Raw genomic sequence first — 26869 nt, 5'->3', positions numbered from 1 at the left:
CTTGAATTAATCGATTCAATATAGATTGCCCAAAAGTGTCCGCTCGGACACTTTTTTTGTTTTCGGACACTTCTCATTTTAATGCGGACACTTTACAGGGTGTCCGCGGACACTTCTTATTAAGCGTTAACTTAACTAAATTCTTTAAGCTGTTGATTTGTAATGCTATACGTTAGTTGGCACGGCCTGTGCTATATCCAATGCAATATGAATCAGAAATGTAGCAACGATTAGCACATTCTAGGAAAGACGATGATTAAAGATACTAGCGGACAAGACAAGGTTATCCAACCGAAGGTGACGAGCAAGCTCAAAATGCCATTAGTGATTGGTACCCTTGGCTTGTTGATGAGTGCGTTGGTGTGGGCAAGCTTAGGGAATGGCAATAATATTCGCTCAATTGATTCAACAGATTTAAGACTAGCCACGCTGACTCGCGGCACATTGGTTCGCGATATTGCTACCACCGGGAAAATCGTTGCTGCTAATGCACCTGTTTTATATAGCACTGAACAAGGTGTGGTGACTATGCTGAGCCAACCTGGAGATATCGTCGAATTTGGCCAAGTCGTTGCTCAAATAGAAAGCCCTAAATTACAAAATACCTATGAGCAGCAGCAATCATTATATACCTCAATGGAAAGTAATTTAGAGCGGGCCAAATTGGATGCTCGCCGGGAACAACTTCGCGTTAGCCAAGTGTTAGATATGGCTAAGGTAGATTTAGAAGCCGCTGATCGAGAGAGTCGCCGTGGTAATCAGTTGATTGAAAATAGCCTAATAAGCCGTATCGATTATGAAAAAGGTAAAGATGATCTTCATAAGGCAAAGTTGCTGCATAAGCATGCTATTGCAGAAGTCGATTTAATGCGTGACACGTTAACGTTTGAACTGAAAAATCGTGGCTTAGAAGTCGCTCGACAAGCGTTAGTCGTCAAGGAGTTAGCGCGTCAATTAGCTGCACTTAACATTAAAGCACCAGTTGAAGGCATTATTGGTAACTGGCTAGTGGAGCAAAAAGCCCGCATTGGCACAAGCCAACCTATTTTAACCGTGGTTGATTTAAGTGCATTTGAAGCTGAGTTGGCTGTACCTGAATCTTATGCGGATGACTTAGGCATTGGCATGGATGTGGAGTTGAGTTTTGGCAATATTAACGTTATGGGCCAGTTATCTTCAATCTCACCAGAAGTGCGTAATCGTGAAGTGACAGCAAGAGTTCGATTTAATGTCGATGAGCAATTGTCACTTCGCCAAAATCAACGTTTATCAGCCAGAGTGTTATTGGAAAATCGCCCTAATGTATTAATGATTAAGCGTGGTGACTTTTTAAATAGAGGTGGATCATCGGCTTACTTATTGACTGACGATATCGTGCATAAAACGCCAGTCACACTAGGGGCAAGAAGTATGAGCCAAGTTGAAGTGATTGAAGGCGGTAAAGAAGGTGATGTGTGGGTTATCTCAGGCACCGAAGCTTTCAGAAACGATGAAACCGTTCAGCTTAGGTAATTCAACTTAGATAGCTTTAGATTAGATAGTTTTTGAGTAATAAAACCCAGTTTATATCGTGCATATACAACACATGTTAAGTAAGGATACGACCATGAAACAATTACAAACTAAACCCTTTATGAGTGTGCTGGCTTTGATGCTTTTAAGTTTAGCGGTTAGTTATCGTATAGATGCCAGCCTAGACTGGTTGTCATTCACTTTTCAGCTCATTGATTTAACCGCTCAAGTGTCAGATAGCGCAACTGAAGCCGTTCAGAATGATTTAGTTAACGCCATCATCAAGTTCGATATCTCCTCGGCATTACAGATAGTGGTGATCTTTTAACGCATATTCAATCGTTCTATATCGATCATATATGGAACCTTAAACAAACTAATTGAACTTGGAAGTGGTATGGAATACCGCCGAGTTAAACAAGGAAATACAAAATGTTATCAATGAAAAATATTAGCAAAGTATTCAAAACGGACTTAGTTGAGACCCATGCATTACGTGAGTTTAACCTTGAAGTCGCAGAAGGGGAGTTTGTTGCCGTAACAGGGCCATCAGGTTCAGGTAAAACGACCTTCTTGAATATTGCCGGTCTACTTGAAGGTTTTACTGAAGGTGAATACAGCTTAGACGGTGTCAATGTATCTAACCTTAATGACAATAAAAGCGCCCAAGTTCGCAATGAAAAAATTGGTTTCATTTTCCAAGGCTTTAACCTTATTCCTGATTTGAATTTAGCTGAAAATGTTGAAGTACCGCTGCGCTATCGTGGCTTTAATGCCGCTGAACGCAAGCGCCGTGTGGAATCAGCATTAGAACAAGTCGGTCTTGCTGCCAGAATGAAGCATTTACCGACCCAACTATCCGGTGGACAACAGCAGCGAGTCGCTATTGCTCGCGCTTTGGCTGGTGAACCACGCTTTTTACTTGCCGATGAACCAACGGGTAATTTAGACAGCTTAATGGCGCGCCAAGTGATGGAGTTATTGGAAAATATTAATCAGTCAGGCACCACCATTATCATGGTGACTCATGATGCAGAACTCGCTCGCCGCGCTCAACGCAATATTCAAATCGTTGATGGTCAAGTGTGTGACTTTTCTATGTATCAGCAAGCTGACCATAGTGTGGTGAGCGATCTGCAAAAAGCAGCAGACCAACAATCTTCTCAGCAGCCAAAAGTCGCTAACGGCGCTTAATCACTCAGTAGGAGAGTCACTATGTTTTTATATTATTGCGATCTTGCTTGGCGCAGCATCAAGAAAACCCCCATGTTGTCATTGCTAATGATACTCGCCATATCCATTGGGATAGGCATTACTATCACCACCTTAAATGTTTATAAAACCATGTCGTATAACCCGGCTGGAGATCGTAGTGATCAAATCAATTCGATTCAATTGTGGAGTCAAGGATTAGACTCGTGGGATGATTTTCAATCTAACCTCACTTATACCGATGTGACCAATCTTCGCAATAATAATGATCTAGCAGTTAAAGCGGCCTCTTTTCGAACGGGTTTAGCGATGCAGTCAGATGATCCTGAAATACAACCAGTATTAAAAGGTGTGCGGGTTACCGATAGTGATTTTTTTACCATTTTTGAGGTGCCATTTTTATACGGTGGTCGTTGGGACAAAAGTGTCGATGTGCAGCCTGCCTATCAAGTCGTAATAGGAGAAAAACTTAACCAAAGCTTTTTTGATGGGGTTAATAGTGTCGGCAAAACAATTTATCTAAACCGTAAGCCTTATCAAATTGTTGGGGTCATTAAAGAGTGGAGCCCTAAACCCAAATATTATGACCCTAGCAATCAAGCATTTGGAAACGCAGAAGAGATTTTTATTCCATTTTCAATCACACCTCTAGAGCAATTTGATGTGTGGGGTAATACCAGTGGCTGGAAGTTTGAGCCGATGATCACCTATCAAGACCGTCTTAATTCTGAAAAAACCTGGATTCACTTTTGGACGCTATTAAAAACAGATGCTGAGAAGCAGCAGTATAAAAGTTGGCTTAGCCAGTATGTTGAACAGCAGCGCAGCTTTGGTCGCTTTACTGATACGGCTAAAACAGCCAAAGAAGCTGTACAGATAAGTAATGTGGAAAAATGGCTTGAAGACAATAATGTCGTACCTAGGGATAACAAAATCTTAGTGGGACTGAGTGTATTATTTTTGACGGTATGTTTAGTCAATATTCTTGGTTTGTTATTAACCAAATTCTTAAAACGTGCGCCAGAAGTCGGCGTTCGCCGTGCCATAGGTGCTAGCCGTAGACAAATATTCAGCCAGTATATGGTTGAGGTTGGCATTATCGGTTTTATTGGAGGCGTGGTCGGGTTGTTATGGGCTTGGGGGGCATTAACCCTGCTTGAATCACAGTTTCATGTTGATGCCAGCGTGGCAGGGCTTGATAGCAGCATGTGGATTATTACCCCGTTAATTGCCATTTCAACAGCGGTATTAGCGGGTGTGTATCCTGCATGGGTAGTTTGCCGTACTAAGCCAAGTGTTTACTTAAAAGCGCAATAGCTAACTAAGAAAAAGGAATTCGACATGTTACATATTAAACCGATAATATCGAGTTTATTGCGCAGTAAGAGCGCGCCAGTTTTGTTATTACTGCAAATCATGCTTTCAGTAGCTATTGTGGCTAATGCCAGTTTTATCATTCATGAACGTTTAACCATGATGCAGCGGGACTCTGGTTACGCTGAAGAGCAAATCTTTAAATTTAATGTTTATAACTTTGACCCAGCCATTGATAACTTGCTGCAGAACCAAGTTGACCAACAAATACTGCGAAATTTACCTAATGTGATAGATGCGTCATCTGCCAATATGATGCCATTAAGCGATAGCGGTTGGTCAGATATTTATAATGATGGACCTGATGCTGAAACAGCCAAAAGAACCCCCAACTTTGCTTTTTATTTAGGTAGTGAGCACCTACTCAATACTATGGGAGCGAAGTTAATTGAGGGGCGTAATTTTAGGCCTGAAGAAATGAATGACAGTCTAGATGACAGCGGTATGTTAGCAATGGTATCACTTCCTTTAGCCAAAGCGTTTTGGGGCGATGAATCACCCGTGGGCAAAATAATGTATCAAGGCGAGACGCCCATTGAAATAATCGGGGTGATTGAAAAGCTGCAAGGCGCTTGGGTCAATAGTGATAACTTTGAATACAGTGTGATGCAAAATATTGATTTTAGTGGTCAAAGTGCCAATAAATCTTATATGGTGCGGGCACTACCTGAACATATTGCAGATTTAGAAGCTGTCATTACAACAGCCTTACATGCCGAAAACCCTAATCGGGTTATTGATGATTTTACCTCACTGGCAGAGTTGAAAGATCGAACTTACAGTAATCATCGTTTAATGGCGACAGTGCTGAGTATGATGGTGGTGCTTCTATTATTGATTACAGCATTAGGCTTAACGGGTATGGTGATGTTTAACATTCAGCGCCGTACTAAACAGATAGGTACGCGCCGTGCTCTAGGTGCAAAGAGAAGCGATATCGTGAGTTACTTCATGGTGGAAAACTATTTAATCTGTATTGCTGGTGGCATTATCGGTGGCTTACTGGCTATGCAATTAGGCCAACAATTAATGAAGCTATATAGCCTACCTATGTTACCGAGTATTTATCCAATAGCTGCAGCAGTGGGTTTATTGGTAGTAACCACACTCGCGGTAATTATTCCAGCCGTTCGCGCTTCAAGTATTTCGCCTGCTATGGCCACTCGCAGCGTTTAGAGCAAGCATACCGTAAGATGGTTCTCGTAAATGAGGCTATTTTACGGTAGTTTGATCCCAATCTGGGTACCCCTAAAAAGAGAACAATGAACACACATGGATAGTATTTTAGTCGTTGATGATAATCATGCCATTTGTAGCGCTCTGACTTTAATGTTGGATATTCATGGCTATAAATCATTAAGCTGCGAAACCCCAGAGCAGGCTTTACAGATTGTCGCTGAGCAAGATATCAGCTTGGTTATTCAGGATATGAACTTCACCCAGGACACCACCTCTGGTGAAGAAGGACGCCAGTTGTTTTATACCCTAAGGGAACAACAACCCAACTTACCTATCATCTTAATGACCGCATGGACTCAACTTGAAACCGCGGTTGAGCTGGTGAAAGCTGGGGCTGCTGATTACATGGGCAAACCTTGGGATGATGCCAAGTTGCTTAATAGCATCAGTAATTTACTGTCGATTTATCACCTTTCAAAACAAAATAATCAATTGTCTCGGGTTGATTCTGAACGCATGAGCGCCATTAAAGACGCTGACTTGTGCGGTATGGTATTTGGCAGCGGCGCCATGCAGCGTTGCATAGACTTAGCATTGCAAGTCGCACGCTCAGATGTGTCGGTGATGATCACCGGCCCCAATGGCGCAGGTAAAGACAAGATTGCCGATATTGTCCAAGCGAATTCATTGTTAAAAAGTAAGCCGTTTATAAAAGTGAACATTGGCGCATTGCCAATGGACTTATTGGAAGCTGAGCTATTTGGCGCCGAAGCGGGGGCTTTTACTGGCGCAAATAAAGCACGTATTGGCCGTTTTGAAGCGGCGGATGGCGGCACTTTATTTTTAGACGAAATTGGTAACTTGCCTTTATCTGGACAAGTGAAGTTATTGCGGGTATTACAAACGGGTGAGTTTGAGCGCTTAGGCAGTCATCAAACTCGCAAGGTTAATGTACGTGTTATTAGTGCTACCAATGCCGATTTAGCCGAAGACATTGCTAATGGTCAGTTTCGAGAAGATTTATTCTATCGTTTAAATGTCATCGAACTGCCGATAGCGCCGCTTAATCAGCGCATTGATGACATATTACCCTTAGCCAGTTTCTTTGTGGGTGAGACATTTAGTTTTGATAAACAAGCTCAACAAGCACTGTTGAATCATGCTTGGTCAGGTAACGTGCGAGAGCTTGAAAATGTCTGTAAAAGAGCGGTATTACTGGCTAAGACATCGCAATTAAGTAGTGCTGATTTAGGACTTTCAATGTTACAAACCCTTACTGAGCAAAGTGCATCAATATCGATGCCGTCGAAGAACCCGCTTCCTACTCAAGACAAAACAGTGACGTCGACAAACACCACTGTAGAGCCAGATAAGCAACAAATTGAACAAGCTTTAGTGGCGCACAATGGCGTGATATCGAGAGTGGCTAAATCTTTGGGGCTAAGTCGGCAAGCGTTATATCGACGCATGGATAAATATAAGCTGACTGTTGCTAAAGAAAGCGTTTCTAAAGAGGCAGGTTCTAAATAATTAGCTTACTTTTTACTAAAATAAATGCTTAAAAACGTAGAGAATCCATATTAAATGAGCTTACGTAACAAACTCGTATTAGGAAATTTAGCTAGCATTTTATTGTCACTGCTAGTGGGTTATGGCCTGTGGCAATGGTTAGGTGATGATTCGTTATGGGTTATCGTTATCGTGTGTTTGGGAGTCTGTTTTTTACTAAGCATGATGTTAACGCGTGAACTAGCCGATAGCTTACAAGCTTTAGAAGTGGGTTTACTCAACTTTAAAGACAATGAATTTAGCGTGTCATTACCAGGTTATGATGACCCTCAATTGAGTTCACTGGCTAATTTATATAATCAGGCTTCAGCGAAATTACGCAAAGAGCGACAGTTTATTTATCAGCGTGAATTAATGCTTGATAAAGTCATTCAAAATTCGCCTAATATCATGTTGCTGGTGGATGATAATCAACGCATTATTTATGCAAATGATGCCGCCAGACACCTATTTAACCAAGGTATTAGAATTGAAGGTATGCTGCTTTCAGATCTCATATCAGTGTTACCATTAGCGTTAAAACAGGCATTAAATAGTGAGCATGAAGGCTTGTTTTCCATCGATGCTAATGGCGAAGGGTTAAGCGATGATAGCGCGGGTGAAATCGAAACATGGCATATATCCCGTGGGCAATTTAATCAAAACAACCAACGCCATCATTTAATTCTACTTAAACAACTGACCAAAGAGCTGAATCGCCAAGAAGTGGCGGTGTGGAAAAAAGTGATTCGAATTATTAGTCATGAGCTCAATAATTCAGTGGCGCCGATAGCTTCAATGGTTAATTCTGGCAGAGTGCTCACTAAAGATTTTGATAATGAAAGATTAGCGCTCATATTCGATACCATAGAAAACCGCACCGCGCATTTAAGCCAATTTATTTCCCATTATGCCCAATTCGCTAAGCTGCCTTTACCGAAAAAGTCACCCGTTAATTGGGAAAACTTAATGGAGCAGTTAGCACAGCAATATCCCTTTACATTGACCTCATTATTACCACAACAACCTATTGAGTTAGATAGTGTACAACTTGAGCAAGTGCTGATTAATTTGCTGAAAAATGCTCATGAATCTGGTGCTGCTAAAGATGGGGTTAGCGTGACGTTACTGGAAGTTACTCACCCCATGTTAGGCGTGGTGATAACCATTGAAGATAATGGCTCTGGAATGTCCAGTGAGGTGTTATCCCAAGCCTTATTACCGTTTTATTCAACTAAGCAATCAGGTACCGGTATTGGCTTGCCATTATGCCGTGAAATTGTCGAAGCCCATGGCGGTCATATCACCATGCAAAACCGCGCAGAAAAGGGCTTAAGCGTGAAACTGTGGTTACCTAACGAAAAGTAACAGATTATTAATAGCAGTGGCTTAATGAATAACAGAGTAAGCTCAATAATTACAAACTATTGGGCTTACTCTTTTGAAGTATTGAAGTATTGAAGTATTGAAGTATTGAAGTATTGAAGTATTGAAAGCAATATCACTGTTTAAGCGAGTGATGACTGCTGTTTATAAGCGTAGCTTATAAGTGGTTATAAATACTCAACTTCCAGTGCAATTAGCATGGCATCATCATCTTCAGAAGTGAACTCTGCCCTGAGTACAAAGTCATCATTTTCAACATTGACTATCTCTAACCATGAGGTTGCCTTGTCACTAAAGTGAGCCAACATGGCTTCTCGAGTAGCAGGAACATTAATGGATTTTAAATAACTCATAAATTGTGCATCAGACTCGATAGGGTAGTTGATACTCTCGGAGAGTTTTACCTTTCTAATGACATTATTATCATGTTTAACCTGAACATTTTTGGATAGTAGGCTCCACACGCCGTTATCTGAAAATTGAATAACGTTAGGTACATAACGGCTTACTAGGCTATCAAGGGTGCTAGGTTGATCATTCTCTGATGGCAGAAGCACCTCAGTTAACTCTTGAGTATTGATATCAGAATATAAAATTTTATTTTCTTTATTACTGTATTTTCGAGATTGAAATGTAAAGCCAGTTAATAACAACTCAGGGTTTTCATCGGTAATGGAAGAGAACTCATTAAACTTTAAAGTGAGCAAATTACTGTTGTTTGAGACGATATATTCTTCACTACTTTTTTGTTTTAAGTAATCGAGTTTTGTACGCACCTCTAATACTTCATCTCGGTAACCCGCTTTGTCATCAATAAGCCAGTTATTATCAAAGTTTTCATTGTAGCTAATCAGATTTTTGCCGTTGTAGTTGAGCATCGAACGATCTTTGTAAGATATCTGCTGGATTTTTTCATTCTCAATAAAAAACCACAGTTGACGTCCATAAAGCCAAGCTTGGGTCCGGTCACTTAAGGTAAACAAGGCACTGGCAGGGCCAAGCAATTCGCTTAAGCGCTGAGTTGAGTCATTAATTTTAAGTCCGTAAGCGCTAGATAGGGTCACATTAGTTGGCGGTGAACCGACTTGATTGGCAAGTATTGATAATTCTCTGTCTGATAAGGTCGGGATACTTGAGCTTAAAGACCGTTGTTCTGCAGAGGTGTTAGTTGGTATTGACGTTTCTATAACAACTGGAGTTGGCGTTTTAGCTTTGGCAATACTGGTGCTTCTTGTATTAATTGAGGCACTTGTTGACGTGTTTGTTGTGTTTGATGTGAAGCTAACGGGTTTACGACTGAATTGATTATAAGCCGTTTTGACTGATGATAAGCTGTCATTCTCGTCGCAAAAATCAATCAAGTCAGCCGTAATAATAATTTTGTTAGCCTCAATTAAATTCGTGATGATGACGGCATCGACTCTTTTATCTTTGGCTTTTTGTTGGATGAGACGAAAGCTAGTGGCGATCAATTTATCATTTGAGCTATTTTTAAGGGTATTTTCCACATAAATTCCATCAATGACCGTTGGAGAACACACTGGCAGGTGGTCCAAAATTGGCGGTAAAGACTTAGCTGAAACTTGTAAACTGATTATGGCTAAAATGAGCACTAACATTCTGTTCATGACTTTTTGCTTCCTAGAGTTTAATAGGGGCTATTTCTCCATCATGGCTTTACTGCAATTATATCCGCATAGAAATATGTGAATATAATTAGTCCAAATGGTCTGAATTTGGTGACGCTATTTTTATGATTATTTAAATTCATTCGTTGGAGCATAAACTCTAACTTAACAACTTGTTAACAAGTGTGTCAAAAGGTTTTTTAAGAATAGTTACTTAAAACTTGTGCATAAAACAAATGGTAAACGTTCAAGATTAATACAGAAGCTGCATTTGCGTTACGGGGATTAAACTGGCAGGAATGTAGGTTTACTGGGGTTTTAATCAGAGTGATATATTTTAAGCCTTATGCATTAAGGCTTGTAGCAACGTGCTTAAACAGTAACTTGGTTCAAGAAGAAGGATTACTTAAGGTTTAGTTTGGTTTAAGTTACGATTAATTCTGCCTCAGACTTTATACTGACGCCATGGATAAAGCTTAAGTATTTTTATAAAAATAATTAATTAAACTATCACTGAACGGATGATGCCCTTAGCAAACCAATCCTGCAGAGTCTGTAATACTTTCATCGGCGCTAAATCTGCTTCATACCAATTGAGCATTAACTCACATTGTTGAGCGAAGTTATGGCCTTCAATAAAGCCATTAATTAAAGCAAATTGACTTTGATGTAACGATTCAAATTGGGTGAGTCGTTGTTGGTTACGCCACAGTAACCAGTATCGCTCAATTTGATAATCTGGTGCTTTAGGTTGTTCATCCCCTTTCAATGCTTGCCAGCTTTCTACGGCATTACTTTTACATTTAAAAAGCTGCACGCTGGGGTGGAATCGTAAACAGATATCAGGCCATTGTTGAGGTGGGATATTTTGTAATTCACTATAATCAGCTCTTGGGGCTTCAGCAGCATCAAAGGCGTTGAGTAAACGGCGTTCAAATCTGGCTAAGTCAGCAAGTATTGGGTGTGCTGAAAAAAAGCTATCGCTAGCCAAAAATGAAGGTAAATTATCACAAAACTGACGTAAAGATTTGGCTTTAGAAGGAAATGCTTGGGTGTATTCTTTAGCCATTTTATCAAACAGATCATCACCCAAATATAAACCTAATATTTGATGATCAGTTTCCATGGTTTCGGTTAATCGAATTCGGTAGGCATTAGCGTAAATTTGTAATCGGTGTTTGGCCGATAAACCCTGTTGTTGGCTAATCTGATGAGTTAATTCTTCGCTATCTGATTTGTCATTATCAGCAGCTAAAAGGTAGTGCATAAACTGCTGCTGAATTTCTGCTAATCGACTCATGCCATTACCTTGTGTTGCTGTAACAGCGGATTATTCATGCCATTGGGTCTAAGTCTAGACTTAGCGATATCTGCATTATTTGGCAAGGTTAACTCTGCTATGTGTTTAGCTTCAAGTAGCTCTTGATACATCGCTGGGAACTCAGGGATATTAGCATCTCGCTCTATCATGGTACTGATTGAACCAAAGCGTTCTAATGCCGCTTGATAAAGTGTCCATACCGTTGGTGGCACATCATGATCGTGGGTATCAATAACATACTCACCATGATCTGAATGACCGGCCAAATGAAATTGTTGCACCCGTCGAGGATCAATTTTATTCAAATAATCTAACGGATTAAAAAAATGGTTACGGGCGCTGACGTAGATATTATTAATATCTAATAATATTAAGCAATCAGCTTCTTCCGCGACTTGAGATAAAAAGTCCCATTCATCCATGGTGGAATCTTTGTAAGATAAGTAGCTAGACACATTTTCAAGCAATAATCGTCGCCCTAAAAAGTCTTGAACAATTTTGACTCTTTCGGCCACATGCTTAACGGTTTCTTCGGTATAGGGCAGAGGCAATAAATCGTGACTGTTAATGCCATGGATGGATGTCCAACAGATATGATCTGAAATCCACTTAGGATTAATTTCGTTACTGAGCTTTTTTAATGATTTAAGGTAATCCATATCTAAGGGATCGGTGCTGCCAATCGACATTGACACACCATGCATGACCACAGGGTATTGCTCTGCAATGGCTTCTAGGTAATAGCGGGGTTTTCCACCATCTACCAAATAATTTTCAGTTAATACTTCAAACCAGTCGATGTCTGGTTGGTTATTTAAAATATACTCGAAATGATCTGTCCGTAGACCTAATCCAAAGCCAATAAAATCATGGGTGATTTTTGGGTCTATCATTCAATGTATCCTTTAAATCTTTATAAGACAGTTCAATACGTGCTAGATCAATAGAAGATCAACGATTCGGCATTCAGGGGATGAATCATACCGAAACGTTAATTCTATCAATATATGGCTAGCACAATTCGGTGGTATTACGAATTGGTGTTGCCGCCTATATCAGCACAAGATTTTGCAGTGGTATTTACAAATCCAGTCCCTTTACAGCTTGCATGACCGCCACAGGCATTATCAGCGCCTTTACAATCATTATGGCCTTTACATACATTCACGCCGTAGCAATGCACTAAGTCAGCCTTGGTTATTTTACCAACCCAATCATCTTTTACTGTTCCGCCAACATCGCCACAGGCTTTTGAAGGCATACCAACAAAGCCGGTTCCTTCGCAACTTGCTTGGCCCTTACAGGCATTGTCTGCTGTTCCGCAATCATTGTGGCCTTTACACACATTCACATCGTAACAATGGACTAAATCAGTTTCGCCAGCAGCAGGGGCCGTGTTTGTTTCACCCGCCATTGCTTGACCCGATAAACTTGCCATTGCTAGAGCTAATGCTGCACCTGATAAGGTATTTTGTGCTTTGGTATTCATGATATTTCCTTGCTTCAATAAGTAATATTTTGACCTGAATTCAGGCGCTAATCGTGGTATTTATATGCCTTCCTACCTATAGATTGATATGTATAACCAGTGTGTTTAACTGTAATCATTCTTCAAAGCAGGTGTTTATATTGACCGTTCACTGGAGCAAGAACTTTCAGTATAGATGAATATTGTTACTGAACTGTTACGTTTTTGAGGCGAAGAATTTTAGTTTTATCTTTATATTTTAGGCGCTTAAATATGATTCAGTTTGTTTAAATTAAATTCTGGTGACAGTGCATAAATTAATGATTAAGCGGTAGGTAAGCCATACAGTTGAACTAAAACAACCATTTATCAATGATAAGTTTTATTATTTGTTGCGTTAAAAAAGCAATTAATGATTTACTAGCAGCTAATAAACTTAACTTGCTCGGAAATAATTTATGCAAACGTTATTAATTTGTCTGTTTATCGCGATGTTATTACCTTATTTAGCCAAAGGCCCAGTTGCTGTTGCAATGGCAAAGTTGGGTGGCTATGACAACGATCATCCTCGGGCGCAGCAAGCACAATTAACAGGTTTTGGTGCAAGGGCGGTTGCAGGGCATCAAAATGCGTTTGAATCATTGATCGTTTTTGGCGTGTGTTGCTTAACTGCTATCGCAACCGATAACGTTAATGCCACGGTATCGACGTTAGCAATTGTCCATGTGGTGGCGCGAGTGGTTTATCACTTACTGTATTTGAAAGGGCTATCGACCATGCGATCAATGTCTTGGTTTGTGGCAATATTCAGTTCGTTCGGGATCTTTTGGCAAGCTTTTTAACGACTGTTTAATACACCAAAAGGGGATGTGTTGGTTCTCTTTTTATGTGATTTTTGTGTAATTGTTTGTACCACTCACTTGATGCATTAACCGTTGTTGATAAGCATGGTTTTTGTGCCCTTAAATCGGTCATAGAAGTCTTGATGAGATTGTTGAGAGAAGGTATCTGTTCTCTGATTATATTGCGAAATCCAGTCTAATAGCATGGCTAAGTTAGCGTCTTGAGCTTGTTTCGATTCATATTTGTGTGGCTCCCACGGTCGCTTTTTTGCATTTTCAATACAGACTTCAATGGGCAGATTCATGAAGATAACCTCATTGGCACTGGTGACAGTTAACTCCAGTAAGTCGGTATAACAGCCTTCAATAATCCAACCTTTATTTGCCGATTTAATGAATTTTTGTATGGTAATATTTGACGTCGTTAATGCTTCCCTTTGCGGTGGTATTGTTTTCTGCCACGCTAGGGTATCAAGATCTAAATGGGCTAGATTTTCTCTTTGAACTAATGACTTTGCCAGCGTTGATTTACCAGATGCCGAATTGCCAAACAGTAGAATTTTTCGCACGCTTTCACTCCTAGTATTGCAGTAAACAGATTCGATTTTATTATATCCCCAATAGTATCTATCAATTTATCCGTCTTAGTTATTAAAAATGAGAGATAAGGCCAGCAGTAACATGGTTAAGCCTACTAAGAATTCTAATATTTTCCAGGATTTTGGCTGACTAAAAAGAGGGGCTAAGAATTTACTGAAATAACCCAGTGAGAAAAAGAACACGAATGAAGCAGTGACAGCTCCTAGCCCAAATTCAAATTGGTGCGGTTGATACTGAGTCGAAATCGAACCGAGTAAAACGACGGTATCTAAATATACATGGGGATTTAGCCAGGTGAAGGCCAGCGACATTGCGATGGTTTTTTTCAACGAGTGTGGAGATTGTATATGGGTATCTAGGGCATGATTAGCCGTAAAAGCCGATTTAAAACTTAAAAAAGCGTAGATGAATAAGAACAATGCACCAGCATATCTGGCGGCTAATTCAATCTGTGGAAATTCGTTGATTAACACCCCAAAGCCCGCAACTCCCATGCTAATTAAGATGGCATCAGATATTGCACACACAGCGCAAATGATGAAAACGTGTTGGTTTTTTATGCCTTGCTTCAAAATAAAGGCATTTTGAGAGCCGATCGCAAGAATAAGTGAGAGCCCTAAGCTAAAACCTGCAATATACGAAGTCATTATTAATTGTCACCTTATTACAGATATTTAGGCTGCGAGTCTGCCCTATAAAATAATCAACTTCACCTGTGGGATATATACCTAATAAAGGGTGTTTTAGCTGTGCTTTTTGTTACGGTTAACAAGAAGTCCGTAATAACTTAAGCTACTAAAAGTGAGGATGACTAAGCCTAATAAAGCCAGGGTGTAACCGTGAAATGCCTTACGAACACCTTGTAAGATGAATAACTCAGGTAGTCCTTTATAAATCATAAATCCACTCAGAATGATGAAACCAGTAAATATAAACACTAACGCAATTAATCGACGTTTAGCGCATTGAGTTAGGAATTCGGAGCGTAAATAAGCATGGTAGAAGTGTTTTGATTTGAAAAAAAATATCAGCAGTAGAATTGACACTGGAGTTACCAATAAATCAATGGTGGTAATCGGTATTTGCTTGGACCGAAAAAATATCTCGAGACTGACCGTTGTGACAAATATGACAAAAACGAAAAGTGCTTTTTTCACTGATTAAAATTCCATTTTAATACTGCTCCTTAATTTGCAAAGCTTACCTGTAATGATATCGACTATAAAGTGTTTGCTTTAAATTATCCTTCAAGCCCTTAGGCTCATATCATGATTTATTCTTGACGAATAAAAAAGGCATTGCTGAATTCAATCAACAATGCCGATAGCCATTTTTAGTCAGTATTACAATGCATTCAGGTATGATTTGTACGAATGTAAACGAACAGTCGCAGCGCCGATTACATCTATGAAACCAAATGCTGAGTGAGGCTTATTAGCTGAAATCCAAGCTGAACCCGTTGCGCCAATAGGAATAAGCTTACCTTCTGGCTCAAAGATTTCTAAGATAACTGTACGGCCATGAGCACTGGTATTAGCCCCAACATGTTGGCGAACACTTTGTGGACCTTGGACTGGTGACACTGAAGATTCTCCGGTACCAGCAGTAAAGCTATGCACTCGCGCTCGGAAAACTTCACCCGGATAGGCATCAACATAGAATTCAGCAAATTGACCTGGTTCTACATAACGATATGTTTGGTCTGCAATGCGCATTTCCATAAATTTACGTGAAGTATCGTAAATGTGCATGTTGCCTACACGGCTACCATCAGCGACGTTAACGACGGCAATCTGGCCATCAAATGGTGCTCGAATGGTTTTTCTTTGTTGCTCAAACTCAACTTGCTGATGATCTGCATGCAATGATGTTAGCGTTGCAGCAGCAATTCTTAACTCTGATCTGTAGCTTTCGATATCACGCTCTTTGAAAATTTCAGGTGATATTTTTGCACGAGCTAAATCTCGGTTCATCTGTGCCATCGCTTCTTCTTGCTTAACGATAGATGCATTAATTTTTTCTAGCTCAGCGTTCGAGCTGGTATCAACTAGGGTGTAAATGACATCACCTTCTTTCACATGCTGATTGTGGTCAACATAAATGGTATCGATTTCTTCACGCAATAATGTTGAAAGAATTGAGTGTGGTGCTTTGACTGTTGATGAATAAGTTAAATCTACTGGAGCCCATAAGCGCGATAATATGCCAAGAAAAACCAGAATGAATACACCGCCTGATGAAATCCAAAAAGCACTTTTTAAGTTCCACTTAATTGCGCCTGTTGAAACAAGTATCCACATGAGTAGTACGTAAGGGATCATAATTTCTTTCATGACTGAACCTCCGATTGGGTATTTGTTTTCTCTGCATCCACTGCGTCAGTATTAGATGTTTTAAAGCTCTTAAAACCATCACGAATAACACTACTGATTGATGCGCCAATGTGTTCCCAGTTAGCGAATGCGATAATAATCGCTAATACCCACCAGGCTTTATGTAAGAACAATCCACATAAAGACAGCGCGAAGACTAATTGAATGTGAGAACTCTTTTTCTCTTGTGCTTTATGTACGGCAACTTCGTGAAGTTCCCACAATAAGTAAGCCACAAATAACGCTAAAGCAATGGTGACGGCAAATAAGTAACCGCTGAAATATTCAGAGTTAAAAATGACCATCATTGTTTCATTTGGGGTATTGGTAAACAGGCTTAAATCAATGTCTTTTGAATTAATTGTGCCCATTGGTGCGAGGATATAAGCGCCACCTAACATCACAGCCATGAAGCTGATGAACTTAAGTAACACCTTAAAAATTGTAAAGATTACGCGCATAATACTTTTGATTACGTTCATAATGCTTTCCTTACTGTAGTTGACTAAAAATAGTAAAATCTAATATTGAAAATGTGTGTTTAGGATTCTATTAAGCAATGAATTAGGTGAACTAATCGGCTTTAATCTCTTTTTCATGACTGACCACTTCATGATGATGTTTTTCAAGTTTGCCAGCGAAAATCTGATGGATGTCTATTTGCTTAAGCTCGGTTTGCATCAGTTTGCTATGGTGGGCGTTTTTAACGCTGTTTAGCATGTCTGCTTCGTCATGGATATGCGGTATCGACATGTGTACATCGCCGCCACAGGCTAATGTAGTAGATGAAAAGGCTATCAATGAAAGAGTGATTATTTGGCGTTTGTTCATTCTGTGTCTCCCTAAAGAGTACATTCCTTAAAGATTGCTCTCACTGATGAGAGCATGTCTTAAACAGAACATGCCACAAGCGTGGCATGTTCAGGTTCAGTATTTAACGTAATGTAATTTTTGGGTCTGTCGCTGGCTTGTCGAATAAGCTGAAGAACTCTGCTACTGCTGTAGCATCGCCACCAATTTGGATATAGCCATCTTTAACTGCTTGGGTAAAATCAACTTTGCCAACCAGTAAACCTAAGAACACAGGCTTGGTGATTTTAACCGTTGCTTTAGCTTCGCCTTCAAAATCTTTATGGAACTGAGCGACGCTGCGTCGAATTTCAAGTGCGTGAGTCTCTTGGTAATCACCGAACTCAAATGCAACAGTAAAGTGCTTATCTTGGCTACGCTGCGCATTTAGACTGAAGCGCATCGCACCAACAAGTTGAGATGGTTCAAACTCGGCCATTAAATCAGGCGCTTGAAGGTTAATTTTCTTAGAGTAGTCGATGGTACCGTCTAGCTCTTGAGCAGACGTTAAGTACCAGTTACGCCAGTTATTGTTGGTTTCACGGTAGCCCAATTCACGTAACGCTTTAGCCTTCAATAAACGCGGCTCCATGTCTTCTAAATCAACACGAACAGCATGAGTAGCAAGTTCAGCACACCATTGGTAGTCACCGGTTTCACAGGCTTGATTCGCTAAGCTCATCATTGCATCCTTACCGCCAACCATTGATACATAACGCTTTGAAGCTGTTACTGAGTAAGTTGGGTTTAGTGTTGTTGGGTCTCCATCGAACCAACCCATTTCACCGACGAATATCTGCTTTGCTGCATGGCGGATTGAACCGTAGAAGTCACCTAACCAAGGGTGGCTTTCAAGATGTTTAGGCAGCTTGATTTGACGAATCAAATCTTCTTGGGTTGCACCATCGTTAATGGCTTTAATTGACTGGTCGTAAGTGAATTGAATCGCATCGCGGTAAGACGTTAGCGTGTCATCAACGTGCTTAGCACCAACAACAGGACGGCCATGAGAAAGCATCATTGCTTTAGCGTTATAGTCACGTAATGTATCGATACCAGGGAACCAAATACTTGGGTCACGGTACTGAGTACCACGAATAGTATGTAAGTTAGGGAAACTCTCGCCTTGAATGACTTCTGAGCCAAATAATAAATCGAACTCAGGGAAGTAAGCGGTTATTTCATCAGATGCTTCAGAAGGTACGTGTTTAAACTCAACCTGTACGCCTTCAATGGTCATTTCTAAGATGCCATTTTTACCTTTAACTAAGGTATTTGGTGCAATTAAGCTGTGCTCACGGATTTCAAAGTCAGGTCCTAAACCCCCATTGATACGTCCGTCTTCTTCAACGCTAAGTAATGTCCCTAATGAATAGTCAACGCGGAAACCAAGTGCTGGACCGTTACCACCCATAGATCCTTTTACAACGTTAGCCATAAAAGTATCGTGAGCAATAATTTTAGCGTTTTCAGCGCCTGCAATACCACGTACGCCAGCATAATGATCAGGATGCCAATGTGAATACATAATCGCGGCGACAGGTTTCAAATTACCGGTAACCTTGCGGAAATCAGTCATAACATCTTTCATTTTGTCGACTGATTCAACAGGGTCTAAAATGATTAAACCATCATCACCATCCACAATCATGGGAGATGTTAAGCCGTAGCCATAAACTTGGAAGAATTTTTTCTTGAATGAAAAAATACCTTTTTTCATTTTGTTTGAATGGGCAGTCAGCTCTGGGTGAACCTTGTCTGAAACTTGCTCGTAAGCATCGTTACCGCCAGTCGCAGTGAATGACATATCTTTGTTGTCACCGTGCCAAAAATGCGTAGCGCCAGAACCTTGACCTAAATAGTAGTCATGAGACAAGGTTGGAATTTTAACGCTTACACCGTCAAAGCGATGATTGTGGCTTTCATCTGCAATACTGATAGATGAGAAAGAGGTGGCGAGTAGTACTGATAACGTAATGATAGATTTCTTCATATATAGCCTCGAATGACTTTAGTTACTAGTTGATGGCGCTATATTAAGAAATTTTCACAGAAGATGGCTGATATGTGATATAAGTTTTCTTATATCACTAAGGGTTATTTCATTTTAGGTTAAGTAATGAAGCATTCAGACTACAGTTTGATCCCCACATTTGTGGCCATAGTTGAAGAGAAGAGCTATACCAAAGCGGCAAAACGTTTAGGTATTAGTCAATCGGCGGTAAGTCAGGGGGTAACAAGGTTGCAGGAGGTGTTTAAGGACACCTTATTTATTCGTGGTAGTCGCGGAGTTGAGCCAACACAATTTGCGTTAGATATTTATCCCACGCTATCTAATGCGGTTGAAAACATCGCTTATATGATGCCGGAATATAAAAAGTTTGACCCTTTAAAGTGTGATAAACAATTTACTATTTCTTCTTTGAGCGTGTTCGGTTTCACTATTTTACCTGAGCTGGCATCAATGATGGGACAAGATGCACCGTTAGCCAGTATTAAGATTGAACCACTTTATAATCACGACTTAACCAGTATGTTGCGATCGCAGCATTTTGACTTAGTGATTGAAGCGCATTCGAATCAATATCCACAGTTACGCTCGAAAGTCATTATGGAAGATACCCTGTGTGTGATGTGCCGAATTGATCATCCAAGATTAACCGGTGATTCAATTACACGAGAGGAGTTTTTAGCTGAAAAGCATGTTACCCATTCACAGCTGGATCAAAAAGGCGGTTACCTTGTGGGTCGTGGCTTAAAAGAAGAAGAACTACTAGGAAAACGTCAAGTGGCGTGGCAGGCCAGCGGTATTATGGAAATGCTACCTATCATCGAACGTTGCGATTATATCGCGCTATTACCTAAAAGGCTGGTGGATCAGTATCGAGATACCTATCAATTGAAACAGCTTAAAACGACCTTTTTAATTGATCCGATCGAAGTGGCGATGTATTGGCATTCATCCAGAAGCAATGATCCAACTCATAAATGGTTAAGGGAGCAAGTCGTTAAGGCGACTCAAAGGTTTAGAAAAAGTGAATAGGGTTAAATTCAATGTAAATAGGTGTGACAAATCCCCAAACTATCATCAAAAAGCGTGATGTGATGGACATACATAGGCGTATGAGCTGGTTACCATTCTCTGCTGCAGTTCTGATAGCTAACGCCACGCTAATGAGAAGATTAAAATGATAGAAAATGTCCTACCTGAAGATTATTCAGAAATGCTGACCGTTTGGGAGAGCTCAGTTCGAGCGACTCATGACTTCATCACAGAAGATGATATCGCTTTTTTTAAACCCATCATTATGGAACAGGCTTTTCCTGCTGTTACGTTGAAATGTGTTAAAAATGAAAGTGGCGCAATCGTGGGTTTTGTCGGTGTCCATGAAGCCAAAGTTGAAATGCTATTTATTGCCAATGCATCAAGGGGTCTTGGGATCGGTAAGTTGTTGTTACGATATGCCATTGAACATTTAGGCGCGATGAAAGTGGATGTAAACGAACAAAACCCGCTCGCCGTCGGTTTCTACCTACATGAAGGCTTTACTGTGACTTCTCGTTCACCACTTGATGATATGGGTAAACCCTTTCCGATACTGCACATGGCGCGCTAACTGTTATTTCTCGGTTCTTAATGTTCGGTTATCAAGGTTCAGTTATCAAAGTTCAGTACTTAATTTTCAGATCTCAACATTCAGAGCTCATTTATTAGCTTGTCGTCATCACATTAGCGAGAAGCAGTCTTCTCGCTTAAACCTACTATTAACTTCTAACCTTCCAGCTATCGTGACTAAAATGATGCAGTTGCAGAGCATCGATCAAACTCGCCAGTACTGGGCCTGATTGGTGGCTTCGTGAAACCAAGCACCCCACAGGGGTTAGCCAGCCATTGTATTCATGGGTAACTGGCAAGGCGATAATCTTACCTTGGCTAATCAGCTCTTTTACTAATAGCTCTGGCACGTTCGCCCAGCCAATGCCTTGATGAACTAACTCAACCAGTGTTTGGTGAGTATTGGCATACCACAGCATCGAGCTAATGCCGTAACTAAACCACAACTCCTTTTGTTCTGCACTGCGATGTACGCATTGTCGATAGCGCTTTAAATCTGCATCTTGCACCTTAGTGAGTTTAGCTAACTCGTGATTAGGTGATGATACAGTCAAAAAACGTGCCTGCCCCAACAGGAAAAAATCCATATCCACTTTTAATTCACCGTCCGCATACACAATACCGGCTTGCGCCTTACCAGATCGGACGAGTTGTTCAACATCAAACGTTGACGTGGTGATGATGTCAAAGTGGGTGATGGGGTACTTATCTGCAAGCGGTGTGAGTATGTTTAAAAAATCCGCGCTCATTACACTCTCATCAACGGCGATAACGATTTCATGTTCATATTCTTTGCTGAGCGATTCTATTTTTTGATCAAAATACTTTTGTTGATGCAGAATCGATTTCGCAATTGGCAGCAAGGCTTTGCCGTTATCAGTTAAAACAGGAGTGTTTTTATCACGGTTGAACAACTCTTGATTAATGGCTATTTCAAGGTTTGAAATAGCTTGGCTTACGCCTGATTGAGCACGCTTTAATTTACGCGCCGCCGCTGAAAAGGAACCTGTTTCGCATACGGTGATAAACACTTTTAATTGCTCAAAGCTATACATGGCGTCTCAAAGTTTTACTGGTATTTGACTCAGGCTATCACTCTTCGTGATGGTTGTTAACTTTATCTGTTTTTATTTACTGTCATAATCGCCGCTTAACAATTTCGTTACCCTTGTGTAGATAAGATTTTATTGGAGAAATAGTATGGGAACATTAGAGCGTGTGTTTCATTCGGTGTTATTTGAAGTATTAGCAGTGACACTATCGATTGCGGGTCTGGCTATTTTTACTGATCATGATGTCGCTTCATTATCAGGAACGATGATAGTTATTGCCAGTATTGCGATGGTTTGGAATTATGCTTTTAACTGGGTATTTGATCTTTATGTCAAAGGCGATAAAACCAAGCGTACGTTTTCAATGCGCATATTTCATGTCAGCTTATTTGAAGCGGGTTTATTAGTGTTAACCATTCCGGTGATGGCTTATTTTTTATCGGTGAGCTTATGGAATGCTTTCTTAATGGATTTAGGTGTGACGATTTTTATTACGATTTATGCTTTCCTATTTAATTTAAGTTACGACCATATTAGGTCAGCAGTCATGCAACGCCGCGCTAATAATGTGGTAGTTAACAGCGCTATGTGATGGGATATTATTACTGAACGAAATTGATATTTTAAATGTGATAAAACGGACATAGTGGCTCGTATTAGATAAGGCATAATATCGATCTCGCACCACTAATTGACGCTATATCAATGGTGGTGCAATTCAGTTTTATGGAGAATATGAGTGGAATGAAAAGGTTGTGTCGTGTCTTTGTGCGGTAGCCTAGTGCATTGGACTCACTGAGATCCAAATGGGAAACACATACACGGTTGGTTAAAACATAATGGCAGAATGTTTCAATAGCGGCCTGATGATTAAAACTACAGGTAACTCACTTTTCCCCTAAGGCCTTAGTCATAGAAACTAGATTTATTAAGGCCAAATCCAAAGCCCTACATAGAGCTATTTTGTTCGTCGGCTACGTAAACGTCTGCCAATTTCGGACTTATTCCTTTATTGATACGTTTCAATAGCCGTGGCATTAATCATATAACCCGTGTCACGGATTTGATTGCCATCAGACAAGGCTACCGAGGTCGTAGCCGATCCCGCTTTAATATCACCTTTTATCAATACTCGCGTATACAAGCTAGGTAACTCATATCCTTCAGGGAAGTTGACCAATACCGTTTGGCTTGCTGGCGCAGGCGCGGTATGGCTGCAAGCCCCTGCTGTTGGTACTAAAACAAACTGCGTTCCTGTTTTATTTTCAAATGCCAGCGGGACTAAATAACCTGTCAGTTTAATGTCTTCAGCAGCCAGTTCGCTGACGGTATTATGTGCTTCTAGTTCACTATTTTCTATTTGTTCAAGCAACTCTCGCACGTTCAAATTAAACTTTTGAGCTAACAGAACACGTTGGTTGTAACCATCCATTTCCGCTGGACTTAACTGACGCGATTTTTGCGCAACCTCATAGGCATAAATCTCGTTAATAAGCGCTTTATTAGCCGGCGAAATTTCTTGATATTGAGTCGTCAAAGGTTTTAATGATTGCCAAGTTATAGTTTCAGATGCATGGGTATATTGAGTAAAAACGGCGGCTAACATGAAGATTATGTATTTCATTTCAATATTCCCAATTTGTCGAAACTAAAGTTAATAAAACGGTGGACTATCAATAAAATAGGCCACTGCAAGCAGTGGCCAGGTGAGGATTAAAGTTTATCTAGGTTGTCCATCAGTTGATAAAAGAAACCGATTGAACGTCCGTATTCGTCAACAAGAATACGTTCATTTACACCGTGAAAACCTTCGAATTCTTTGGTGCTTTCTAGCTGGATTGCCGTCATGGTGTACACATCTGGTGCGAAGCTACGTGCTTGGAAATGCTTTGAATCTGAACCGCCAATCACAAAGAAAGGTGATACGATTAAATCATTGCCCCAAGTTTGACGAATGGTTTTCTCTAATACTTTGTATCCTTCACCATGCGGATCAGCAACGTTAGTCGCGGGCGTTGATGCAGAGATGTCACGGATGGTCATTCTGTCATCACCAATCGCTTTTCTCACATGCTCAATAATCACTTCAGGTGTATCACCAGGCATAGGTCTAAAATTGACTACCGCAGTCGCTGCTGGTGGCAGTACATTATCTTTAATACCTGCATTAAACATGGTTACAGCCGTAGTGGTGTGGATCATCGCACGGGTTATTTGATTGGTCGCCATGACGTCTAGGAACTTTTTCTCTAAATCAGTCACGGTATCATCATTACCATAAGCAACGGCTTTATAAAGAGGTTGCTGTTCTTCTGCTAGCTCTGGCCCCATAAAGCGGTACTGGTATCGAACTGCCTCGTGAATTTTATAAGGGAACTGCGCCGCCTCGACTTTTTCTACTGCTTTAGCTAATGCCACAATGTTTGACTCGTCACCGGGTTGCGATGAATGGCCACCGACACCATTAATGGCAATTTCTAAACTGACAAAGCCTTTTTGAGCAATACCGATCAAGGCGGTATTTTCACGAATACCAGGGAATACACCCGGAATAAGTGGCGCAGATTCGTCCATCACAAAGGCAATTTTTTCATAACGTTTTTCAATGATATCAGCGGCGTGTTTCGCGCCTTCAGGGCCACCGACTTCTTCATCATGACCAAATACAAAAAGAATGGTGCGTTCTGGTTGGAAGCCTTCTTTCAGTTTCATTTCTGTTGCTTCAAGGATCGCATGAATTTGGTTTTTATCATCTAAAGAACCACGTCCCCAGATATAGCCATCTTTTACATCACCAGAGAAAGGTTCAACTTTCCATTGGTCACGAGACTCTTCAGCAATGGGTACCACATCTTGGTGAGCCATAAAGATTGCTGGTGGGAGTGATGGATCTTTTCCTTCCCAGGTGTAAATCAAGCTAAATGGGCGTGGGGCACCCACTTCTTCGCGTTTTAGTGTTTTATGAACCAAAGGGTACGATTCTTCAAGGAACTGGTGATAGTCTTTGAAAGCTTGTTCATCAAAGTCACTGCGATCCTGGTTTGAGATAGTTTGAAACTGAACCGCTTTTGATAGACGTTGTGTTGCGCCTTCTAGATCAACCTTTATCTCAACTTGTTCAATACCTTGCATTTGCATTGAACTAAAATCCTGGTCATCAGCCCAAGCAGTAACGCTTGCTGTTAATGCCAGTGCTGAGGCGATACTGGTAAATATTTTGGATGGCTTAGTCATTAGAATATTTCCTTAAGTTGATAAGAAGTCGATGTCTTTTTGATGTGCCTAGTATTGTTGAAAAAAGTCTACTGAACGAATCGCTTTTAGAGGATCTCACCCTGCATAAATAGAATAGTGCAATAAAGATATTGTCTCTATCTGACTTTTGGTTGATTAACATACTGTAAAATTGATGATCAAATTCTATCTTTTTAAGCTCTCGACAAGGATGACGAATGGCAGGTAGGTTTACAGATACTTAGAAAACTGAATACGACTTCTAGTCTTTATGTTAAACACTAATAATATCGTTCTCGCGCTGCGAATGAACCCTATATCAATGGATGATGCAATTCAGTTTTATGGAAAGTTTGATGGAATGATAAAGGTGGTGTCGTGGTGTAGTTTAGTGCATTGGACTCACCGAGATCCAAACGGGAAACACATACACGGTTGGTTAAAACATAATGACAAAATGTTTTAATAGTCACTTATGAGTTAAGGAGTACTTAACTCACTTTTGCCCCATTTCACGTTAACGTATTTACTCCGCTTTAGATCAAGCCTGAAAGTTTTCCATAGGTTCATTAATCTGCTTAGACTTTTTTTCGTTTATTATAGTGACTGATAATGAAATACTTAAAGCCCCTAAGATGTTACCTCTTCATCGGGCTTTAATGCGGAAAGCTTCCAAAAATCACAACTTGGTATAGGAAGCTTTAATGTAGACAATACCAAATCATAGGTATTCATCGTCTTCCCACCCCCAGTCAATTTGGGAAATATCACAAGACACTTTTTGCAAATACCAGCCGAGCAAAGCAATAATGAAAAGCGTTAAAATCATAAAAGCGAATAACATTTTGTAGCCTCAGAACGTGTAAATGACGTCAATACCCGATTTACCATGGCAGTTGAGTGCCATCGTAAACAAAAAATGAGCCTGAGTGTTTTGCTTTTAAATTATCAATGACATTAAGCATTCCCTTGACACTTGCTTCAGCTGTCAACTTGCCGTCTTTTCCGCCCATATCGGTTTGCACCCAGCCCGGATGAATCGCCATGGTTTTTACACCAGAGTCCGATAACTCACAGGCCAATGATTTAATAATCTGATTAAGTGCTGCTTTTGATGCTCGATAGCTGTATCGGCCCCCTGAGCGGTTATCATCAATGCTGGCCAGTATTGATGTCATCCCAATAATGGTTTTATCTTGGCCTGCGAGAATATTATTGAGCAAGGCTTGTGTAATTAACATCGGTGCGATGGTATTAACCTTTAACACCTCGACCCATCCTTGCTGATCCATATTGCCTAAGTTGTCACATCCTTCACCACTCACCCCAGCATTATGAATAAGCACATCAATAGGTTGATCTTTAAATACCTCAGTTAAAGCGAGAATATCTGTTTCATTACTGACATCTAAAGCATAAGGGTGAATGGTTGAAAAATTTTGTGCTAATAGGGTTAATTCATGAGCTGAATCAATATCGCGACAGCAAGCGATGACCTTGTAGTTACGCTGTGCATATTGCTTTGTAAGCTCTAGTCCTAAGCCACGATTAGCTCCAGTAATAAAAACGGTTTTCATTATGTACCTCTGTCATTTTTGAATTTTGTTTAATACCGATTAATATAAGTTACGAAGAGTTGGCCAATGCGGCTGCATAGGCCAATCTCTAAGGGTAAG

Annotated in this window: 27 protein-coding genes; 12 read left to right on the top strand and 15 right to left on the bottom strand. The window is 40.4% G+C overall.

The window, feature by feature from the left end:
* Positions 1-252: 252 nt before the first annotated feature.
* From FPK91_RS08950 to FPK91_RS08920, 7 genes are all read left to right on the top strand, one after another.
* Entirely contained in the window at positions 253-1512 is a 1260-nt protein-coding gene (locus FPK91_RS08950) for an efflux RND transporter periplasmic adaptor subunit (RefSeq protein ID WP_144210609.1), read from the top strand.
* Positions 1513-1606: 94 nt separating this feature from the next.
* Positions 1607-1840, top strand: coding sequence for a hypothetical protein (locus FPK91_RS08945; RefSeq protein WP_144210607.1), 234 nt, complete (start codon positions 1607-1609; stop codon positions 1838-1840).
* Positions 1841-1944: 104 nt separating this feature from the next.
* Positions 1945-2706 carry an ABC transporter ATP-binding protein gene (locus tag FPK91_RS08940; RefSeq protein WP_144210605.1) on the top strand — a complete coding sequence of 254 codons (762 nt, stop codon included), beginning with the start codon at positions 1945-1947 and terminating at the stop codon, positions 2704-2706.
* A gap of 21 nt (positions 2707-2727) precedes the next feature.
* On the top strand, positions 2728-4041 hold the full coding sequence (locus FPK91_RS08935) for an ABC transporter permease (RefSeq protein ID WP_144210603.1): 1314 nt from the start codon (positions 2728-2730) through the stop codon (positions 4039-4041).
* Between the two features lie 24 nt (positions 4042-4065).
* Positions 4066-5274, top strand: coding sequence for an FtsX-like permease family protein (locus tag FPK91_RS08930; protein ID WP_144210602.1), 1209 nt, complete (start codon positions 4066-4068; stop codon positions 5272-5274).
* 96 nt (positions 5275-5370) lie between these two features.
* A complete protein-coding gene (locus tag FPK91_RS08925; protein WP_144210600.1) occupies positions 5371-6807 on the top strand; it encodes a sigma-54-dependent transcriptional regulator in 1437 nt (478 codons plus the stop codon).
* Between the two features lie 54 nt (positions 6808-6861).
* Positions 6862-8193, top strand: a complete 1332-nt coding sequence (locus FPK91_RS08920) for a sensor histidine kinase (protein WP_144210598.1) — start codon at positions 6862-6864, stop codon at positions 8191-8193.
* A 185-nt stretch (positions 8194-8378) separates the two neighbouring features.
* Here the strand turns inward: FPK91_RS08920 and FPK91_RS08915 are convergent, their stop codons facing one another.
* From FPK91_RS08915 to bufA2, 4 genes are all read right to left on the bottom strand, one after another.
* Positions 8379-9839 (bottom strand): hypothetical protein, encoded by a 1461-nt coding sequence (locus FPK91_RS08915; protein WP_144210596.1) that lies wholly within the window; start codon positions 9837-9839, stop codon positions 8379-8381.
* 502 nt (positions 9840-10341) lie between these two features.
* Positions 10342-11139: an HvfC/BufC N-terminal domain-containing protein gene (locus FPK91_RS08910; RefSeq protein WP_144210594.1), complete on the bottom strand. Its 798-nt coding sequence runs from the start codon at positions 11137-11139 to the stop codon at positions 10342-10344.
* Positions 11136-12053: an MNIO family bufferin maturase gene (gene bufB, locus FPK91_RS08905; RefSeq protein ID WP_144210592.1), complete on the bottom strand. Its 918-nt coding sequence runs from the start codon at positions 12051-12053 to the stop codon at positions 11136-11138. Before bufB ends, FPK91_RS08910 begins: the two co-directional genes overlap by 4 nt.
* A gap of 137 nt (positions 12054-12190) precedes the next feature.
* On the bottom strand, positions 12191-12649 hold the full coding sequence (gene bufA2, locus FPK91_RS08900; protein WP_144210590.1) for a BufA2 family periplasmic bufferin-type metallophore: 459 nt from the start codon (positions 12647-12649) through the stop codon (positions 12191-12193).
* Positions 12650-13086: 437 nt separating this feature from the next.
* Between bufA2 and FPK91_RS08895 the strand changes: the two genes are divergently transcribed.
* A complete protein-coding gene (locus FPK91_RS08895) occupies positions 13087-13470 on the top strand; it encodes an MAPEG family protein (protein ID WP_144210588.1) in 384 nt (127 codons plus the stop codon).
* A gap of 86 nt (positions 13471-13556) precedes the next feature.
* On the opposite strand, the gene FPK91_RS08890 is transcribed toward FPK91_RS08895, so the two are convergent.
* From FPK91_RS08890 to FPK91_RS08865, 7 genes are all read right to left on the bottom strand, one after another.
* Entirely contained in the window at positions 13557-14039 is a 483-nt protein-coding gene (locus FPK91_RS08890; protein ID WP_144210586.1) for an AAA family ATPase, read from the bottom strand.
* A gap of 75 nt (positions 14040-14114) precedes the next feature.
* Positions 14115-14717, bottom strand: a complete 603-nt coding sequence (locus tag FPK91_RS08885) for a LysE/ArgO family amino acid transporter (RefSeq protein WP_144210584.1) — start codon at positions 14715-14717, stop codon at positions 14115-14117.
* 96 nt (positions 14718-14813) lie between these two features.
* Positions 14814-14969, bottom strand: a complete 156-nt coding sequence (locus tag FPK91_RS20905; RefSeq protein ID WP_158638070.1) for a hypothetical protein — start codon at positions 14967-14969, stop codon at positions 14814-14816.
* 444 nt (positions 14970-15413) lie between these two features.
* Complete coding sequence (locus tag FPK91_RS08880; RefSeq protein ID WP_144210582.1) at positions 15414-16403, bottom strand: efflux RND transporter periplasmic adaptor subunit; 990 nt, start codon at positions 16401-16403, stop codon at positions 15414-15416.
* Positions 16400-16924, bottom strand: coding sequence for a magnesium transporter (locus FPK91_RS08875; RefSeq protein WP_227006720.1), 525 nt, complete (start codon positions 16922-16924; stop codon positions 16400-16402). Before FPK91_RS08875 ends, FPK91_RS08880 begins: the two co-directional genes overlap by 4 nt.
* 91 nt (positions 16925-17015) lie before the next feature.
* Complete coding sequence (locus FPK91_RS08870) at positions 17016-17273, bottom strand: hypothetical protein (protein WP_144210580.1); 258 nt, start codon at positions 17271-17273, stop codon at positions 17016-17018.
* Between the two features lie 103 nt (positions 17274-17376).
* Positions 17377-19284, bottom strand: a complete 1908-nt coding sequence (locus FPK91_RS08865; RefSeq protein WP_144210578.1) for an alkyl/aryl-sulfatase — start codon at positions 19282-19284, stop codon at positions 17377-17379.
* A gap of 126 nt (positions 19285-19410) precedes the next feature.
* On the opposite strand from FPK91_RS08865, the gene FPK91_RS08860 reads away from it, so the two are divergent.
* Both FPK91_RS08860 and FPK91_RS08855 read left to right on the top strand, forming a co-directional pair.
* Entirely contained in the window at positions 19411-20334 is a 924-nt protein-coding gene (locus FPK91_RS08860; RefSeq protein WP_144210576.1) for a LysR family transcriptional regulator, read from the top strand.
* A gap of 145 nt (positions 20335-20479) precedes the next feature.
* Positions 20480-20908 carry a GNAT family N-acetyltransferase gene (locus FPK91_RS08855; protein ID WP_144210574.1) on the top strand — a complete coding sequence of 143 codons (429 nt, stop codon included), beginning with the start codon at positions 20480-20482 and terminating at the stop codon, positions 20906-20908.
* Positions 20909-21056: 148 nt separating this feature from the next.
* Here FPK91_RS08855 and FPK91_RS08850 read toward each other — a convergent pair whose 3' ends face one another.
* A complete protein-coding gene (locus FPK91_RS08850; RefSeq protein ID WP_144210572.1) occupies positions 21057-21962 on the bottom strand; it encodes a LysR family transcriptional regulator in 906 nt (301 codons plus the stop codon).
* Between the two features lie 145 nt (positions 21963-22107).
* On the opposite strand from FPK91_RS08850, the gene FPK91_RS08845 reads away from it, so the two are divergent.
* A complete protein-coding gene (locus FPK91_RS08845; RefSeq protein WP_144210570.1) occupies positions 22108-22551 on the top strand; it encodes a PACE efflux transporter in 444 nt (147 codons plus the stop codon).
* 417 nt (positions 22552-22968) lie between these two features.
* On the opposite strand, the gene FPK91_RS08840 is transcribed toward FPK91_RS08845, so the two are convergent.
* Together FPK91_RS08840 and FPK91_RS08835 are read right to left on the bottom strand one after the other, a co-directional pair.
* On the bottom strand, positions 22969-23583 hold the full coding sequence (locus FPK91_RS08840) for a DUF3299 domain-containing protein (protein WP_144210568.1): 615 nt from the start codon (positions 23581-23583) through the stop codon (positions 22969-22971).
* An 89-nt stretch (positions 23584-23672) separates the two neighbouring features.
* On the bottom strand, positions 23673-25193 hold the full coding sequence (locus FPK91_RS08835; protein WP_168926916.1) for a M20 family peptidase: 1521 nt from the start codon (positions 25191-25193) through the stop codon (positions 23673-23675).
* A gap of 271 nt (positions 25194-25464) precedes the next feature.
* Here FPK91_RS08835 and FPK91_RS21260 point away from each other — a divergent pair, with 271 nt between their 5' ends.
* Positions 25465-25659: a DUF3465 domain-containing protein gene (locus FPK91_RS21260; protein WP_144210564.1), complete on the top strand. Its 195-nt coding sequence runs from the start codon at positions 25465-25467 to the stop codon at positions 25657-25659.
* Positions 25660-26077: 418 nt separating this feature from the next.
* Here FPK91_RS21260 and FPK91_RS08825 read toward each other — a convergent pair whose 3' ends face one another.
* Positions 26078-26770 (bottom strand): SDR family oxidoreductase, encoded by a 693-nt coding sequence (locus FPK91_RS08825; RefSeq protein WP_144210562.1) that lies wholly within the window; start codon positions 26768-26770, stop codon positions 26078-26080.
* Positions 26771-26869: the final 99 nt, after the last annotated feature.

This window comes from Shewanella donghaensis (genome assembly GCF_007567505.1).
GTDB classification, from domain to species: domain Bacteria; phylum Pseudomonadota; class Gammaproteobacteria; order Enterobacterales; family Shewanellaceae; genus Shewanella; species Shewanella donghaensis.
The sequence above is the reverse complement of the archived record's forward strand: the minus strand, read 5'-3'. Positions and strand labels throughout refer to the sequence as shown.

Bases quoted from the DNA above. Each gene is read 5' to 3' on its own strand.
- FPK91_RS08950 (WP_144210609.1), top strand. From the start codon at position 253: ATGATTAAAGATACTAGCGGACAAGACAAGGTTATCCAACCGAAGGTG.
- FPK91_RS08945 (WP_144210607.1), top strand. From the start codon at position 1,607: ATGAAACAATTACAAACTAAACCCTTTATGAGTGTGCTGGCTTTGATG.
- FPK91_RS08940 (WP_144210605.1), top strand. From the start codon at position 1,945: ATGTTATCAATGAAAAATATTAGCAAAGTATTCAAAACGGACTTAGTT.
- FPK91_RS08935 (WP_144210603.1), top strand. From the start codon at position 2,728: ATGTTTTTATATTATTGCGATCTTGCTTGGCGCAGCATCAAGAAAACC.
- FPK91_RS08930 (WP_144210602.1), top strand. From the start codon at position 4,066: ATGTTACATATTAAACCGATAATATCGAGTTTATTGCGCAGTAAGAGC.
- FPK91_RS08925 (WP_144210600.1), top strand. From the start codon at position 5,371: ATGGATAGTATTTTAGTCGTTGATGATAATCATGCCATTTGTAGCGCT.
- FPK91_RS08920 (WP_144210598.1), top strand. From the start codon at position 6,862: ATGAGCTTACGTAACAAACTCGTATTAGGAAATTTAGCTAGCATTTTA.
- FPK91_RS08915 (WP_144210596.1), bottom strand. From the start codon at position 9,839: ATGAACAGAATGTTAGTGCTCATTTTAGCCATAATCAGTTTACAAGTT.
- FPK91_RS08910 (WP_144210594.1), bottom strand. From the start codon at position 11,139: ATGAGTCGATTAGCAGAAATTCAGCAGCAGTTTATGCACTACCTTTTA.
- bufB (WP_144210592.1), bottom strand. From the start codon at position 12,053: ATGATAGACCCAAAAATCACCCATGATTTTATTGGCTTTGGATTAGGT.
- bufA2 (WP_144210590.1), bottom strand. From the start codon at position 12,649: ATGAATACCAAAGCACAAAATACCTTATCAGGTGCAGCATTAGCTCTA.
- FPK91_RS08895 (WP_144210588.1), top strand. From the start codon at position 13,087: ATGCAAACGTTATTAATTTGTCTGTTTATCGCGATGTTATTACCTTAT.
- FPK91_RS08885 (WP_144210584.1), bottom strand. From the start codon at position 14,717: ATGACTTCGTATATTGCAGGTTTTAGCTTAGGGCTCTCACTTATTCTT.
- FPK91_RS20905 (WP_158638070.1), bottom strand. From the start codon at position 14,969: ATGATTTATAAAGGACTACCTGAGTTATTCATCTTACAAGGTGTTCGT.
- FPK91_RS08880 (WP_144210582.1), bottom strand. From the start codon at position 16,403: ATGAAAGAAATTATGATCCCTTACGTACTACTCATGTGGATACTTGTT.
- FPK91_RS08875 (WP_227006720.1), bottom strand. From the start codon at position 16,924: ATGAACGTAATCAAAAGTATTATGCGCGTAATCTTTACAATTTTTAAG.
- FPK91_RS08870 (WP_144210580.1), bottom strand. From the start codon at position 17,273: ATGAACAAACGCCAAATAATCACTCTTTCATTGATAGCCTTTTCATCT.
- FPK91_RS08865 (WP_144210578.1), bottom strand. From the start codon at position 19,284: ATGAAGAAATCTATCATTACGTTATCAGTACTACTCGCCACCTCTTTC.
- FPK91_RS08860 (WP_144210576.1), top strand. From the start codon at position 19,411: ATGAAGCATTCAGACTACAGTTTGATCCCCACATTTGTGGCCATAGTT.
- FPK91_RS08855 (WP_144210574.1), top strand. From the start codon at position 20,480: ATGATAGAAAATGTCCTACCTGAAGATTATTCAGAAATGCTGACCGTT.
- FPK91_RS08850 (WP_144210572.1), bottom strand. From the start codon at position 21,962: ATGTATAGCTTTGAGCAATTAAAAGTGTTTATCACCGTATGCGAAACA.
- FPK91_RS08845 (WP_144210570.1), top strand. From the start codon at position 22,108: ATGGGAACATTAGAGCGTGTGTTTCATTCGGTGTTATTTGAAGTATTA.
- FPK91_RS08840 (WP_144210568.1), bottom strand. From the start codon at position 23,583: ATGAAATACATAATCTTCATGTTAGCCGCCGTTTTTACTCAATATACC.
- FPK91_RS08835 (WP_168926916.1), bottom strand. From the start codon at position 25,193: ATGACTAAGCCATCCAAAATATTTACCAGTATCGCCTCAGCACTGGCA.
- FPK91_RS21260 (WP_144210564.1), top strand. From the start codon at position 25,465: ATGTTAAACACTAATAATATCGTTCTCGCGCTGCGAATGAACCCTATA.
- FPK91_RS08825 (WP_144210562.1), bottom strand. From the start codon at position 26,770: ATGAAAACCGTTTTTATTACTGGAGCTAATCGTGGCTTAGGACTAGAG.